The sequence below is a fragment of the Luteitalea sp. genome (assembly GCF_044337415.1).
Taxonomy (GTDB): domain Bacteria; phylum Acidobacteriota; class Vicinamibacteria; order Vicinamibacterales; family Vicinamibacteraceae; genus Luteitalea.
Map to the genome: position 1 here is coordinate 26,809 of NZ_JBIINP010000010.1, position 14,967 is coordinate 41,775.

Here is a 14,967-nt window from a genome sequence, read left to right on the forward strand (position 1 = left end):
GCTCGACAGGGTGCATCATCTCGTCAGGGGAACATGGCGGTCAGAATCGGCGAGCTCCTGCTGAAGGAGAAGAAGATCACGCCCACGCAGCTGCAGGAGGCCCTGGGCTACCAGAAGGCCAACGGCGGCAAGCTGGCGTTGAACCTCGTGAAGCTGGGCTTCGTGCGCGATGAGGAGATCACCGCGCTGCTGAGCCGCCAGTACGGGGTGCCGTCCATCGATCTCGGCAAGTTCGAGATCGACCCCGCCGTCGTCAAGCTGATTCCCGCCGAGACCGCCCAGAAGTACCAGGTCGTCCCGCTCAGCCGCGCCGGCGCCACGCTCACGCTGGCGATGACCGACCCGACCAACGTGTTCGCCATGGACGACATCAAGTTCATGACGGGCTACAACGTCGAGCCGGTGGTCGCCTCCGAGCAGGCCGTCGGCGACGCACTGCAGAAGTACTACGCGACGCCGACGCGCGCCTCGGCGTTGCCCAACACGCTCGAGCTCGCCAACCGCGCCCTCGAGGATGCCCAGCAGGCGGCCGACGCCAACAACGACGCCGTCGAGGTGCTCGACGACCTCGAGGAAATCGACGTTGCGGCGCTCGAGAAGCAGACCGGCGAGGCGCCGGTCATCCGCATGGTCAACATGGTGCTCACGTCGAGCATCCAGAAGGGCGCCAGCGACATCCACATCGAGCCGTACGAGCGCGAGTTCCGCATCCGGTTCCGCGTCGACGGCATCCTCTACAACGTCATGAACCCGCCCATGAAGTTCAGGGACGCGATCATCTCGCGCCTGAAGATCATGGCCAAGCTCGACATCGCCGAGAAGCGCCTCCCGCAGGACGGGCGCATCAAGATCCGCATCAACGACCAGGGCCACAGCAAGGAGATCGACTTCCGCGTCTCCTGCCTGCCCACGCTGTTCGGCGAGAAGGTGGTGCTCCGCCTCCTCGACAAGGACAAGCTGATGCTGGACATGACCAAGCTGGGGTTCGAGGCCAGCTCGTTGTCGAAGTTCAAGACGCAGATCGAGAAGCCCTGGGGCATGGTGCTGGTCACCGGCCCGACCGGCAGCGGCAAGACCAACACGCTCTACTCGGCGATCTCGCAGCTCAACACGCTCGAGACCAACATCATGACCGCCGAGGACCCCGTCGAGTTCAACCTCGCGGGCGTCAACCAGGTGAACGTGCGCGAGAGCATCGGCCTCACCTTCGCGGCCGCGCTCCGCTCGTTCCTGCGGCAGGACCCCAACATCATCCTGGTCGGCGAGATCCGCGACTTCGAGACGGCCGAGATCGCCGTCAAGGCCGCCCTCACCGGCCACCTGGTGCTCTCCACCCTGCACACCAACGACGCGCCGAGCACCGTGAGCCGCCTGATGAACATGGGCATCGAGCCCTTCCTCGTGGCCAGCTCGGTGAACCTGATCTGCGCCCAGCGCCTCGTCCGCCGGGTGTGCGCCAAGTGCAAGGTGCCGCATCCGGTGCCGCCCCAGGCGCTCATCGACATCGGCTTCTCCCCCGAGGACGCCCAGGTCGTCGTGCCCATGAAGGGCCAGGGCTGCGACACCTGCAACCGCACCGGCTACAAGGGACGCGTCGGCCTCTACGAGGTCCTCGAAGTCACCGACCAGATGCGCGAGCTGATCCTGACCGGCGCCTCCGCCCTCGATCTCCGGCGCAAGGGCATCGAGGAAGGGATGATCACCCTCCGCCAGAGCGGCCTGCTCAAGGTCAAGGAAGGCGTGACCACGACGGAAGAGGTCACGCGGGAGACGGTGAAGTAGCACCGGGTAGCGGGTATCGGGTAGCGGGTATCGGGTATCGGGGAGCAGGGAGCGGCGCTTCCCGTGACCCGCTTCCCGCTCCCCGATTCCCAAAACTGTCGCCCCACCGTCAGGCCCGGTACGCAATTCCCGCACTTCGGTCAGTGGCGCTGCCCGGCGTCCATCTCGCCAGACGTCCGCAAGCCACTGACTCGACGCCACTTGCCTGATTTCCACCCGTGGAGGCCCGGGGGTGACGTTTTCTGGCGTCGAGGTTGCAGTCAGCCGGGATCGGGCGTTCACGCGACCCGTCGGCCTGCCGATTAGCGGGCCGGCGCGCGCAGCGTCCACACGCGGTCCGCGGCCGGATGTGCCGGGACCGCAGACCCTTGACCGCGGCCGACCGCGGGCCCGGCGCGCGGCACCAGACAGACCAATGGCGACACTGCCCGAACTGCTGAAGACGACGGTGGAGCTCGACGGCTCCGACCTCCACCTCACGACGAGCGCGCCGCCGACGGTGCGCGTGCACGGCAAGCTCGTGCCCCTCAAGCTGCCCGCCCTCACCGCGCCCGAGACCAAGCAGCTCGCGTACAGCGTGTGCACCGACGCGCAGAAGAAGCGGTTCGAGGAGACGCAGGAACTCGACTTCTCCTTCGGCATCCGTGGCGTCGGGCGCTTCCGCTGCAACATCTTCAACCAGCGGGGCGCCGTCGCCTCGGTCTATCGGTTGATCCCCGAGAAGGTCCGCGGCTTCCAGGAACTGAACCTGCCGCCCATCCTCGCCAAGCTGTCGGAGCGGCCGCGCGGGCTCGTGCTGGTGACCGGCCCGACCGGCAGCGGCAAGTCGACGACGCTGGCGGCGATGATCGACAAGATCAACACCGAGCGCAACGAGCACATCCTGACGATCGAGGATCCGATCGAGTACATCCACCAGCACAAGGGCTGCCTGGTGAACCAGCGCGAGGTCCACAGCGACACGCAGGGCTTCGGCCTGGCGCTGCGCGCCGCGCTCCGCGAGGATCCCGACGTGGTGCTCATCGGCGAGATGCGCGATCTCGAGACCATCGAGTCGGCGCTGCGCATCGCGGAGACGGGCCACCTCACCTTCGCGACCCTGCACACCAACTCCGCCTCGCAGACAATCAACCGCATCATCGACGTCTTCCCGGCACACCAGCAGTCCCAGATCCGCACCCAGCTCTCGCTCGTGCTCGAGGGCATCGTCTGTCAGTCGCTCCTGCGCCGCGCCAACGCCCCTGGCCGCGTCGTCTCGCTCGAGATTCTCGTGCCGACGCCCGCCATCCGGAACCTGATTCGCGACGACAAGGTGCACCAGATCTACTCGATGATGCAGGCCGGGCAGGAGAAGCTCGGGATGCAGACGATGAACCAGTCGCTGGCCTCGCTGTACATGGCGCGCCAGATCACGCTGGAGACGGCCATGTCCGCCTCGTCGATGAAGGAAGAGCTGCAGGAAATGATTCAGCGCGGCAGCGGCATCGTGCCGGGCGCCGGCATGAACCGGCCCGGCATGCCCGGCGTGCCGGTCAGGCGGTAGGGACGACCAATGCCGCGATGCTGCGATGCCGGGATGTCGAGCCCGTTCTCGCCACACCGACACATGAGGCCATCGAACCCGGCACCCGGCACCCGGTACCCGGTACCCGGATCTTCCAGGACGTTGAGAGGGTGAACTGATGCAGGCGTTTGCATTTTCCGGACGGACCAGGGCCGGCGAGACGGTCAACGGCGAGCGGCAGGCCGAGTCGCTCGAGGCCGCGGTGGCGGCGCTGCGTCGCGAGCAGATCCTGATCACGCGCATCGACCCGGTGAAGGTGAAGGCGGCGCGGGCCGGCGCCCGGGCCGGCGGCAAGGTGCCGCCCAAGAGCCTGGCCATCTTCACGCGGCAGTTCAGCGTGATGATCGACGCGGGCCTGCCGCTGGTGCAGTGCCTCGACATCCTCGGGCGCCAGGAGCCGCACAAGGGCTTCGCCGCGACCATCCTCAAGACGCGCGAGGACGTCGAGAGCGGCATGTCGCTGGCCGAGGCCATGCGCAAGCACCCGCGCACCTTCGACGCCCTGTTCACCAACATGATCCAGGCCGGCGAGGCGGGCGGCATCCTCGACACGATCCTGAAGCGCCTGGCGACCTACATCGAGAAGAACGTCAAGCTCATCTCGCAGGTCAAGTCCGCCATGATCTATCCGGTGGCGGTGATCGTGATCGCCGCGCTGGTGGTCAGCGTGATCCTGTGGAAGGTGATCCCGACCTTCGCGCAGATGTTCGCGGGCCTGGGAGCCACGCTGCCGCTCCCCACGCGCATCGTCATCGCGATGAGCAACGGCCTGGTGACCTACGGCCCGTTCATCATCATGGGCCTGGCCGCGGTGGCGTTCGCGGTCCGCACCTACTATCGGACCAACAACGGCCGCCACGTCATCGACCGGTTGCTGCTCCGCCTGCCGATTCTCGGCCTCATCCTCCGCAAGGTCGCGGTGGCGCGCTTCTGCCGCACGCTGTCGACGCTCATGAGCTCCGGTGTGCCGCTGCTCGACGGGCTCGAGATCACCGCCCGCACGGCCGGCAACGCCATCATCGAGGACGCCATCATGGAGACCCGCGCGAGCATCGAGCGCGGCGAGACCGTCTCCAAGCCGCTGCAGGACACGAAGGTGTTCCCGGCGATGGTCACGCAGATGATCGGCGTCGGCGAGGCGACCGGCGCCCTCGACATGATGCTGGCCAAGATCGCCGACTTCTACGAAGACGAAGTCGACACGGCGGTGGCCGGCCTGCTCACCCTGATCGAGCCCATCATGATCTCGTTCCTCGGCGTCGTCGTCGGCGGCATCGTGATCTCCATGTACCTGCCGATCTTCGACCTCATCTCGAAGCTGACCTAGATGCGCACGCCGCCCCCGGCGGACGCGCCCTCTTCCGCGCCGTGGTTCCGGCCACGGCGCGCGGCGCTGTCCTGGCTCGCTGGCCTGCGGGCCCTCGTCGCCGTCTCGCTGCTGGCGCCGCTCGCGGCCTTCACGGCGGGGCAGGGGCACCTGCGGCAGGCCGCGTGGCTGGCGCTGCTGCCGCTCGTGCCGCTGGCCGGCAGCGCCTGGGGCCTGCTGGTGGGCGCCGGCATGTCGGCGCGTGCGCTGGCGCTGCAGTCGGCCGCCGACGCCGCCATCGTGCTCGCCGTCGTGTGGAGCACGGGAGGCCTGCTCAGTTCCTACACGCCGCTGCTGCTGCTGCCCACCCTCGCCGCGAGCGTGCTGGGCGGTCGACGCGCCGGCCTGCAGACCTCGGCCGTCATCGCCACCGGCATCCTGCTGATGGCGGCGGTGCAGTACGAGTGGCTGTCCGTGCCCGCGCCGATGAGCGATCCGCTGCGGCACGGCCGGCTGCCGCCCCTCGCGCTCGGCGTGTACACCGTGATCGCCAACATCGGCGGGGTGGTGGCGACGGCACTGCTCGTGGGGCACCTCTCCGAGTCGCTGACGCGGACCGGCGCCGACCTGGCCCGTGCCACCAGCAGCCTGGCCGACCTCACGACCCTCAGCCAGCGCGTGATCGACAGCCTCGCCGGCGGCCTGGTGGTCACCGATGCGCAGGGGCAGGTCGTGCTCTTCAACCGCACCGCCGAGGCCATCACCGGGCGGCTTGCCGAGCAGGTCCTCGGGCAGCCCCTCGGCCTGGTGCTGCCGCTGCCGCCGGTGCCCGACGCCGACGCTCCCGAACGCGTCACCATTCCCTTCACGCGGCAGGACGGCACCGTCCTCGAACTGGGCGCCACGCTGGCGCCGCTGCTCGGCGAGGCCGGCCAGCGCGCCGGCCAGCTCGTGACGTTCCAGGACGTCACGCTGATCAACCAGCGCGAGGCCGAACGCCAGCGGCAGGAACGACTGGCGGCAGTCGGCGAGATGGCCGCGGGCATCGCCCACGAGATCCGGAACCCGCTGGCGTCGATGAGCGGCTCGATCCAGTTGCTGCGCGGCGAGTTGAGCCTGCGCGACGACCAGGCGACGCTGCTCGACATCGTCATGCGCGAGTCGCAGCGCCTCAACGACATCATCAAGAACTTCCTCTCGTACGCCGGCCCGCAGCGCGTGACCCGCGCGCGCGTCGACGTCGCGGCACTGGTGCGTGAGGTCGGCGCGCTCCTGCGACAGCAGGTGTCGGGCGCCACCCCGCCCCTCGAGGTCCGCCTCGACCTGCCCGAACCGGTCTACCATGACGTCGACGAGGCGCAGGTGCGACAGGTGGTGTGGAACCTCGCCAGCAACGGGCTCAAGGCCATGCCCCAGGGCGGCACGCTGGTGCTCGGAGTGGCCCGCGGCGCTTCCGACGATGCCAGCGCGGCCCGCCTGTGGGTGCGCGACGGCGGGATCGGCATGGCCCCGGCTGAAGTCGAGCGGATGTTCCAGCCGTTCCAGAGCGGGTTCAGGCAGGGAAGCGGCCTTGGCCTGGCCATTGTCCGTCGCATCGTCACCGACCACGGCGGCCGCGTGACCGTCACGTCGACGCCGGGGCAGGGCACCGAGATCGCCGTGGTGCTCCCCGCGCCGGTGTCGCAGCCGCACGGCGCGGCCGAACTCCAGAGGGCCTGACGCAGCGCGTCAGACCGCAGGTCCATGACTCACCCTTCCGCACGCATCCTGCTGGTGGACGACGAGCGTTCGATGCGCGAGTTCCTCGCGATCATGCTCACCCGCGACGGATACGAGGTAGTGGCCGCGGAGAACGGCGCGCAGGCGCTCGCCGCGTTGCGCCAGCGTCCCTTCGACCTCCTGATCTCCGACATCCGGATGCCCGACTGCAGCGGCATCGACGTGTTGCGTGAGGCCAAGACCCTGCAGCTCGACCTGCCGGGCATCCTCATGACCGCCTTCTCGTCGACACAGACGGCCATCGAGGCGCTCCGCACCGGCGCGCTCGATTACATCAGCAAGCCGTTCGACGTCGAGGAGATGAAGCGCGTGGTCGCGCAGGCGCTCGAGCGCCGACACTTCCGCGATCAGGCGCCTGCCGCTGCCGACGAGGCGCCGGGAAGCGAGGGGCAGGTCGACGACGGCCGGCCGCACGCGCGCGACAGCATGATCGGGCGCAGCCCGGCGATGCAGCGCGTGTTCGCCATGATCGAGGCGATCGCCGGCACGTCGAGCACCGTGTTGATCACCGGCGAGTCGGGCACGGGCAAGGAGATGGCGGCCCGCGCCATCCACCGGCTCTCGCCACGCGCCGATCGCCCGTTCGTCGCCCTCAACTGCGGCGCCCTGACCGAGACCCTGCTCGAGTCCGAGCTGTTCGGTCACGAGAAGGGGGCGTTCACCGGTGCCATGGCCACCACGCGCGGCCTCATCGAGCAGGCCGAGAAGGGCACCATCTTCCTCGACGAACTCGGGGAGATGAGCCCGATGATGCAGGTCAAGCTGCTGCGCGTGCTGCAGGAACGGCGTTTCCGGCGCGTCGGCGGGCACGACGAACTGGCCGCCGACATCCGGATCATCGCGGCCACCAACCGCGACCTGTCGAAGATGGTGGCCGACGGGACGTTCCGCGAGGACCTGTACTACCGCGTCAACGTCATCCCGGTGGCGTTGCCGCCCCTCCGTGAGCGTCGCGACGACATCCCGGTGCTCGCGCGCCACTTCGTCGCGCGCTTCGCTCGCGACATGCGGCGCCCGGGCGCCGACCTGACGCCCGAGGCGATGGACGCCCTGCTGCGCCACCCGTGGCCGGGCAACATCCGTGAGCTCGAGAACGTGCTCGAGCGGGCCGTGGCGCTGGAGACCTCGCCGGCCATCACCCTGGCCAGCCTGCCCGACCACCTGCTCAGCGTCGCGCCACTTGCCGTGGCCGCCGCGTCGACCACCGTTGACGCGGGAGCGACACTTGCGCCAGCGCCGCTCTTCCCCGACGAGGGCTTCGACCTGGAGCGGCACGTCCAGGACATGGAGCGGGAGTACCTGGCCGAGGCCCTCCGCCGCGCCGATGGCGTGAAGATGCGGGCGGCCGAACTGCTGGGCATGAGCTTCCGCTCGTTCCGGTACTACGCCAAGAAGTACAACCTCTAGCAACGGCTGGGTACCGGGTACCGGGTACCGGGTGCCGGGTACCGGGTGCGGGGGCCCTCACACGGGCCGCCATCGCGGGCCGCCTGGTCGACACCGGCCCCGCCTCACCTCCGCCCTCCCGCTCCCTGGCGTGCGCTCCCGACTGACAACTAATGGCGCTGCGCGGTAACGTGAGTTGTCGGTACTGACACAATTGGTCACCCAGCCGTCGGTACGGGAAGCGGCCCTGACGGCCGGACGACGCCCTCGTGCGTCAAAACCTCAGGAATTCGGTGGATCTGTGCCGATCCCGCGTGCAGGGCCCTGCTGGCACCGCGCTTGCTTTATCGAATGGCACGAAGGTTCCGGGGCCGCTGACCGCGGCTCACACGCAGGGGTCACGCAGGACGCACAGAGGAGACAGGACATCATGAAGATCCGCAACAACCAGGGTTTCACGCTCATCGAGCTGCTCATCGTCGTCGCCATCATCGGCATCATCGCGGCCATCGCGATCCCGGGCCTGCTGCGCGCCCGCATGTCGGGCAACGAGTCCTCGGCCATCGGTTCGCTCCGCTCGATCAACAGCGGTGAGGCGACCTACTCGTCCAGCTGCGCGGCGGGCGGATTCGCGGTGTCGTTGGCCGACCTGGTGGCCCCGCCCAACGGCGGCACCGCCGGCTTCGTGAGCCCCGACCTCGACCCGGCCGTCAACGCGGGCATCAACGGTGGCGAGACGTCCAAGAGCGGCTACGAGGTCGCGGTCGTGGCTGGCGCGGGTTCGACGGCCTTCGCCAACCAGGCCTGCAACAACACCACGCCGGAGAGTGCGTACTTCGCCGATGCGTGGCCGACCAACCAGGGCACGACCGGTGAGCGCTCCTTCGCGACCGACCAGCGCGGCACCGTGTTCCAGGACCCGATCGGGAACCGCATCGCCGACCCGATTCCTGCCGGCACGGCGACCGTTCAGTAAGCCAGCCGCCACTCGTCCGACCCGAACGCCCCGCACGGCCTGCGCCGTGCGGGGCGTTCGTCCGTGTGCACTCACGAAGCGAGACGCTCCGCACGGCACGGGCGCGGCGCCGCGCCACGCTGCCCGCTGTTCGCCCCGTCGCGATGCACGGCCCCGGAATTGCAGAGATCCGGGCGGGACCTGGAGGGGTCACTCTGCCATGCCGACGCGGCGTTCATCTCACGGATTCACCCTCATCGAACTACTCATCGTCGTCGCCATCCTGGGGATCGTCGCCGCCATCGCGATCCCCGGCCTGCTCAGGGCGCGGGCCGTGGCCAACGAGGCGTCTGCCATCCAGACGCTCCGCACGTTGGTCACCGCGCAATCGACGTTCGCCAGCACGTGCGGCAGCACCAACTACACGACGTCGCTCACGACGCTCGTGAGTGAGCGGTTCGCCTCGCCCGACATCGACATCACGCCGAAGAGCGGCTACGGCTTCCAGTTGGTGGCGGGGCAGGGCAGCCGCGTTCGCCCGGCCGACTGCACCGGCGCGCCGACCACGACCGGGTACTACTTCCGTGCCGAACCGCTTTCGGCCACGACCGGTCAACGCGGGTTCGCCACCAATCAGGTGGCGACCATCTGGCAGGACACGACTGGCACCGCGCCCCCCGAGCCATTCACGGCGGGCGCCACCATCTCGCCCCTCGCACAGCACTGACCCGCCGCACCGGGCGTGTGCCGGGGCCTTCGGACGGCATGCTAGGATTCCTGCGATCCCATGTCGTCGCGCGCCCACTCTGCCGCTCTCGTCTGCATCCTCGTCGGCCTGGTCGCTTCCGTTGCGGCCGTGGTCGTGCACTACCAGCTCGCGACCACGCCCGGCTACGAGAGCTTCTGCGACGTCAACGCCACCTTCAACTGCACGCAGGTGTACCAGAGCGCCTACGGTCGGCTGCTCGGTGTGCCGGTCTCGATCCTGGGCGCAGGCTATTTCGCGGCCCTGCTGGCGCTGGTCACGCTCGGGCGACGGCTCGAGGCCCTCGCCAGCTACCTGCTCCTTGCCGCGCTGGTCGGACTCGGCTTCGTGCTGTACCTCGCGTGGGCCACGTTCTTCGTGATCGGCACCCTGTGCCTGCTGTGCCTGGCGACCTACGCGGCCGTCGTCGGCCTGTTCTTCATCGCCGGAGCCGCGGCGAGTGTCCCCATGATCGACGTGCCAGAACGCCTCTCTCGTGATCTCCGTCGGCTGGTCGCCACGCCGCTGGCCCTGGCTGCCTGTGCCCTGGTGATTGGCGCGACCGCCGCGTCGGCCGCCTTCTTCCCGAAGGACCCGGCGGCGTCCACCGCGGTCTCCGGCGGTGCGACCGCCACGGCGGCCGAGCGCGCGTCGGCCGCGGCCGCGGCCCAGGCCGCCAGCGAGCCGCCCCTCACCGACGAGCAGAAGGCACAGTTGCGCGCGTCGTACGACCAGCAGCCACGGATGATCGTGCCGGCCGATGCCGAGGGCGCCGCAGTGGTGGTGGTCAAGTTCAACGACTACCAGTGCCCGCCGTGCCGCCAGACCTTCGAGTTGTACGAGCCGATCTGGGCCCGGTACGCCGGCAAGGTCAAGTTCATCTCGCGCGACTTCCCGCTCGAGGGCGAGTGCAACGCCAGCGCGCCCAGCGGCTCGCACCAGGCCGCCTGCGAGGCGGCCGCGGCTGTACGGATGGCCCGCACCGTCGGCAAGGCGAACGAGTTCGAGCACTGGCTCTTTGCCAATCAGTCGTCGCTGTCGCCCGAACTGGTCAAGGACGGCCTGAAGCAGGTCGCCGGCATCACCGACTTCGACGCGCGCTATCCCTCCGTGATCCCGGCAATCAAGAGCGACACGGCCCTCGGCGCGAGCCTCGGCGTCCAGTCCACGCCGACCTTCTTCATCAACGGTGTCCGCATCCCGGGCGGGATCGCCCCCCGGGTGCTGGAGTACATCCTCGAGTACGAGATCAGCAAGGCCGCTCCTGCAGCCGTGAAGTGATGGCCACGGCTGCCGATTGAGGGGGCGCCGGCCCCCCCGACGGGCGCCTCGCCGGCAACCCATGACTGATCCGGTCATCGCCGTCGAACACCTCTCGAAGGACTATCCGGTCGGCTTCTGGCGACCCCGGCCCTATCGCGCCCTCGACGACCTCACGTTGTCGGTCGCGGCAGGCGAGGTGTTCGGGTGCCTGGGGCCGAACGGTGCCGGCAAGAGCACCACGCTCAAGCTCCTCATGGGCCTGGTGACGCCGACCTCCGGCACCGCGCGGCTGTTCGGCGTGCCGGTGTCCGACGTGGCCTCCCGCGCGCGCGTCGGCTTCCTGCCGGAGAACCCCGTCTTCTACGACTACCTCACCGGCGAGGAACTGCTGGCGTACTACGGCCAGCTGTGCGGCCTCCGTGCGCGCGACGCCCGCAGCCGCGCCACCACCCTGCTCGACCGCGTCGGCCTCGGCGCCGAGCGGCGGCTGGCGGTGCGGCGCTACTCGAAGGGCATGGTGCAGCGGCTGGGGGTGGCGCAGGCGCTGGTGCAGGACCCCGATCTCGTGATCCTCGACGAGCCGATGTCGGGGCTCGACCCCATCGGCCGGCGCGATGTCCGCGCCCTGATCCTCTCGCTGCGCGACGAGGGCAAGACCGTCCTGTTCAGCTCGCACATCCTGTCGGACGCCGAAACGCTGTGCAGCCGCGTGGCCATCCTCGCCGCGGGGCGCCTGCAGGCGATCGGCAGCATGACCGACCTCGTCGAGTTCTCCGTGCGTGCCTGGGAACTGGTGCTCGATGGCCTCGACGAGGGAGCCCGGGGCAGGTTGCAGGAAACGGGAGCCATGCTCACCTCGCTCGGCGGCGACCGTGTGCAGGCCCACTTGCCGGGCACGGTCGCGCCGGAGTCCCTGCTGCAGGACCTGGCGGCCCGCGGCGTGCGCGTGCTGTCGCTGCAGCCCGTGCGCGAGACGCTCGAGGACGTGTTCCTGAAGTACGTCGAAGGCAAGCGCCGCGACGTCCCGGACGGGGGCGCGGCATGATGGGCCTGACCTGGGTGGTCGCGCTCAACACGTTCCGCGAGGCCGTCCGCGATCGTGTCTTCTACAACCTGCTGCTGTTCGCGGTGCTGCTGGTCGGGACGTCGCTCGTGATCGGGCAACTGGTGGCGGGGCAGGACGTCAAGATCATCAAGGACCTCGGCCTGGCGGCCTCGCTGCTGTTCGGCGTCGGCATCGCCATCTTCATCGGGATACAGCTGGTGGCCCGCGAGGTGGAGCGGCGCAGCGTGCATGCGACGCTGTCCAAGCCCCTGCCGCGGCCGGTGTTCCTGCTGGGCAAGTACGTCGGCCTCCTGCTGACGCTGGCGGTGAACATCACCGTCATGACCGTCGCGCTCTACGCGGTGCTCCTCGTCTACTGGCGGCTCACGCCTGCCGGCGTCCAGGCGGTCTGGACCGCCCCGGCCGTGGACCCGCGGCTGTTGATCGCCCTCGGCCTGATCTACGTGGAACTCGCGGTGGTCACCGCCATCGCGCTGCTCTTCTCGACGTACTCGTCGGCGCTGCTCTCGGCCACGTTCACCTCCGCGATCTGGGTCGCGGGGCATTTCGTGGGCGACCTCCGCACGCTCGAGACGATCGGCGCCTCGGGCCCGACCGTGTGGGTCGCGCGCGCCGCGTCGTGGGTGCTGCCCAACCTGGCGCTGTTCGACGTCAAGGCCGAGGTCGTGCACGGCGTGCCGGTGCCGTGGGGACAGGTGATCGGCGCCGTCGGGTACGGCGCCGCCTACAGCGTCGCGATGCTCGCGATTGCCGTCGCGATCTTCCAGCGCCGGGACTTCAAGTGACGTCATCCGCCGCGTCGACCGCGCGCCCCGCTGCCGGCCCCTGGCGCTGGCTCGCTGCCGCGGGCCTGCTGCTGGCCACTGCCGCGGGCCTGCAGGCCTTCGCCCTCGCGCAGCGACCCACACAGCAACTCCCCGCGGTGTTGTACCTGCAGACGCCGGAGGTCGCGCGGCGCGCGGTCTTGTCCTTCGACATGCTGGCGGCCGACCTGTACTGGATGCGGGCACTGCAGCATTTCGGCGCCACCCGTCTCCGCACCGGCGGCCCCAGGCGATTCGAGAACCTGCACCCGTTCCTCGATCTCGCGACGTCGCTCGATGCCCGCTTCAACATCGCCTACCGGTTCGGCGCGATCTTCCTCTCGGAGCAGCCTCCCGGCGGCCCCGGACGCCCGGATCAGGCCATCGCGCTGCTCGAGAAGGGCATCGCGGCCAATCCGCATCGCTGGGAGTACCACCAGGACATCGGATTCGTGCACTACTGGTGGACCGGCGACTACACCAAGGCGGCCGACGCGTTCTCACGCGGGGCGGCTGTGCCGGGCGCGCCGTGGTGGATGAAGTCGCTGGCGGCCGTGACGCTCACGCAGGGTGGGGACCGCAACACCTCGCGCCTGTTGTGGCGCGCGCTGGCGCAGACGCCCGACAACGAGTTCCTGCGGCGGGACGCGCAGCGGCGCCTGGTGCAACTCGATGCCCTCGATCGGATCGACGCGCTGCAGGCGCTGGTCGACAAGGCGCGCGCCGCCGGCGCGACCGCACCCTGGTCGTGGCCGCAGCTGTTCCAGGCGGGCTACCTGCGGCAGTTGCCCGTCGACCCCACCGGCGTGCCCTTTGCCATCGACATGACGACCGGTCGCGTCGACGTGCATCGGCACTCGAGCCTGTGGCCGATGCCGGTGGAGCCCCGCAAGGCTGCCGGTCGAGGTCAACCGTGACTCACGACCCCGTCCTCGTCGCGCTCCTCGGCCTCCTGGGGCTGGTGGTCGGGAGTTTCCTCAACGTGTGCATCTACCGGTTGCCGCGCGACCTGTCGGTGTCGTTCCCGGCCTCGCACTGCCCCTCGTGCGAGCACCCGCTGCGCTGGTACCACAACGTGCCCGTGGTGAGCTGGCTCGCCCTCGGTGGCCGGTGCGCGTTCTGCCGCGCGTCCATCCACTGGCGCTATCCGGTGGTCGAACTGCTGAATGCCGCCCTGTGGATGCTGCACGCGGTGTGGTTCCCCTGGGACGGCCTGCTGGTGGTGCGGGTGCTGTTTGCCTCGGCGCTGCTGGTGCTCTTCTTCACGGATCTCGACTGCCGCATCCTTCCCAACGAGATCACCGTGGGGGGCACCATCGCCGGCCTGATCGCGTCGTTCGTGGTGACGCCTCCCGGCTGGGTCTCCTCGCTGCTCGGGGTGGTCCTCGGCGGCGGCGTGCTGTGGGCCACCGGCGCGCTGTACGAGCGGGTCCGGGGCGTGGAGGGCATGGGCATGGGCGACGTGAAGATGCTGGCGATGATCGGCGCGGTGCTGGGCTGGCCGCTGATGATCCTCACGCTCATCTGGTCGTCGATGGCCGGCGGGCTCGTCGGTGCCGTGCTGCTGGCCTTCAAGGCCGACGCTCGCACCACGGCCCTGCCGTTCGGCTCCTTCCTGGCCCCCGCCGCGCTGCTGGCCTCCCTGGTGGGCCAGCCGGTGCTGGACTGGTATCTTGGGTTCTACCGCTGATGCCGCTCCAGACCTACCTCTGGCTCGTCGGACCGCTGGTCCTGTTCTGCTTCGTGCTGGCCCTGTCGGTGCGGCGCGCCGCCCACCGCACGGCGACGCTCGAGGCGGCCCGGACGCGGGGGCGGAGCAGCGAGGCGGGCCTGGCCTCGGCCATGTCCGATGCGCTGACCCGGCTGCGCGGCCAGGAGCTGGCGCACCAGGCGCGATACGAGGCGTTGGCCGGCTTCTTCGATCAGGTGGTCGAGAGTCTTCCCGGCGGCCTGTTCGTGCTCGGGCGCGACGGCAACCTGCGCGTCGCCAACACGGAAGCCCTTCGCTGGCTGGGCTTGCCCACGCGGGTCGAGGGCCAGGTGCTGTGGACGCTCGAGGGCACGGAGCCCCTCCGCCGGATGGCGCAGGAATGCCTCCAGCGCATGGCCCGGCACGACGCCACCGTCGTCGGGCCTGGCGCGCCTGGCGCGCCGGTGCCCGTGACAGCCATGCCGTTGCGCAGCCCTGACGGCGACGTCGACGGCGTGCTGTGCCTCGTGCACGTCGAGCGCGTCGCGTAAGCATCGGACGCCAAATCCGTGGTGGCTTGCCGTGCGCGCGCACGGCACACCTCGCAGCCGTTGCCATCCCGACGCGA

Annotated in this window: 13 protein-coding genes; all 13 read left to right on the forward strand. The window is 69.7% G+C overall.

The annotated features are described in order from the left end of the window. The first annotated feature begins 33 nt into the window (after window positions 1-33). Entirely contained in the window at window positions 34-1,782 is a 1,749-nt protein-coding gene (pilB, locus tag ACIRDX_RS03515; RefSeq protein WP_396624012.1) for a type IV-A pilus assembly ATPase PilB, read from the forward strand. 415 nt (window positions 1,783-2,197) lie between these two features. After that, window positions 2,198-3,325, forward strand: coding sequence for a type IV pilus twitching motility protein PilT (locus tag ACIRDX_RS03520; RefSeq protein WP_396624013.1), 1,128 nt, complete (start codon window positions 2,198-2,200; stop codon window positions 3,323-3,325). 139 nt (window positions 3,326-3,464) lie between these two features. Next, window positions 3,465-4,673 (forward strand): type II secretion system F family protein, encoded by a 1,209-nt coding sequence (locus ACIRDX_RS03525; protein ID WP_396624014.1) that lies wholly within the window; start codon window positions 3,465-3,467, stop codon window positions 4,671-4,673. Next, complete coding sequence (locus ACIRDX_RS03530) at window positions 4,674-6,371, forward strand: nitrogen regulation protein NR(II) (RefSeq protein ID WP_396624015.1); 1,698 nt, start codon at window positions 4,674-4,676, stop codon at window positions 6,369-6,371. Window positions 6,372-6,395: 24 nt separating this feature from the next. After that, window positions 6,396-7,838 (forward strand): sigma-54-dependent transcriptional regulator, encoded by a 1,443-nt coding sequence (locus ACIRDX_RS03535; RefSeq protein WP_396624016.1) that lies wholly within the window; start codon window positions 6,396-6,398, stop codon window positions 7,836-7,838. 409 nt (window positions 7,839-8,247) lie between these two features. Next, entirely contained in the window at window positions 8,248-8,793 is a 546-nt protein-coding gene (locus ACIRDX_RS03540) for a prepilin-type N-terminal cleavage/methylation domain-containing protein (protein WP_396624017.1), read from the forward strand. A gap of 199 nt (window positions 8,794-8,992) precedes the next feature. Next, a complete protein-coding gene (locus ACIRDX_RS03545) occupies window positions 8,993-9,499 on the forward strand; it encodes a type IV pilin protein (RefSeq protein ID WP_396624018.1) in 507 nt (168 codons plus the stop codon). A 60-nt stretch (window positions 9,500-9,559) separates the two neighbouring features. Beyond that, window positions 9,560-10,798 carry a vitamin K epoxide reductase family protein gene (locus ACIRDX_RS03550; protein ID WP_396624019.1) on the forward strand — a complete coding sequence of 413 codons (1,239 nt, stop codon included), beginning with the start codon at window positions 9,560-9,562 and terminating at the stop codon, window positions 10,796-10,798. Window positions 10,799-10,859: 61 nt separating this feature from the next. Then, window positions 10,860-11,825, forward strand: a complete 966-nt coding sequence (locus ACIRDX_RS03555) for an ATP-binding cassette domain-containing protein (protein WP_396624020.1) — start codon at window positions 10,860-10,862, stop codon at window positions 11,823-11,825. Further along, the gene (locus ACIRDX_RS03560) at window positions 11,822-12,631 is read left to right on the forward strand and encodes an ABC transporter permease (RefSeq protein WP_396624021.1); all 810 of its coding nucleotides are present in this window, start codon (window positions 11,822-11,824) and stop codon (window positions 12,629-12,631) included. Before ACIRDX_RS03555 ends, ACIRDX_RS03560 begins: the two co-directional genes overlap by 4 nt. Beyond that, window positions 12,628-13,566, forward strand: coding sequence for a tetratricopeptide repeat protein (locus ACIRDX_RS03565; RefSeq protein WP_396624022.1), 939 nt, complete (start codon window positions 12,628-12,630; stop codon window positions 13,564-13,566). The genes ACIRDX_RS03560 and ACIRDX_RS03565 overlap by 4 nt, the downstream gene beginning before the upstream one ends. Further along, window positions 13,563-14,339: a prepilin peptidase gene (locus tag ACIRDX_RS03570; protein ID WP_396624023.1), complete on the forward strand. Its 777-nt coding sequence runs from the start codon at window positions 13,563-13,565 to the stop codon at window positions 14,337-14,339. Before ACIRDX_RS03565 ends, ACIRDX_RS03570 begins: the two co-directional genes overlap by 4 nt. After that, on the forward strand, window positions 14,339-14,890 hold the full coding sequence (locus tag ACIRDX_RS03575) for a PAS domain-containing protein (RefSeq protein ID WP_396624024.1): 552 nt from the start codon (window positions 14,339-14,341) through the stop codon (window positions 14,888-14,890). The genes ACIRDX_RS03570 and ACIRDX_RS03575 overlap by 1 nt, the downstream gene beginning before the upstream one ends. The last annotated feature ends 77 nt before the right edge of the window (window positions 14,891-14,967 follow it).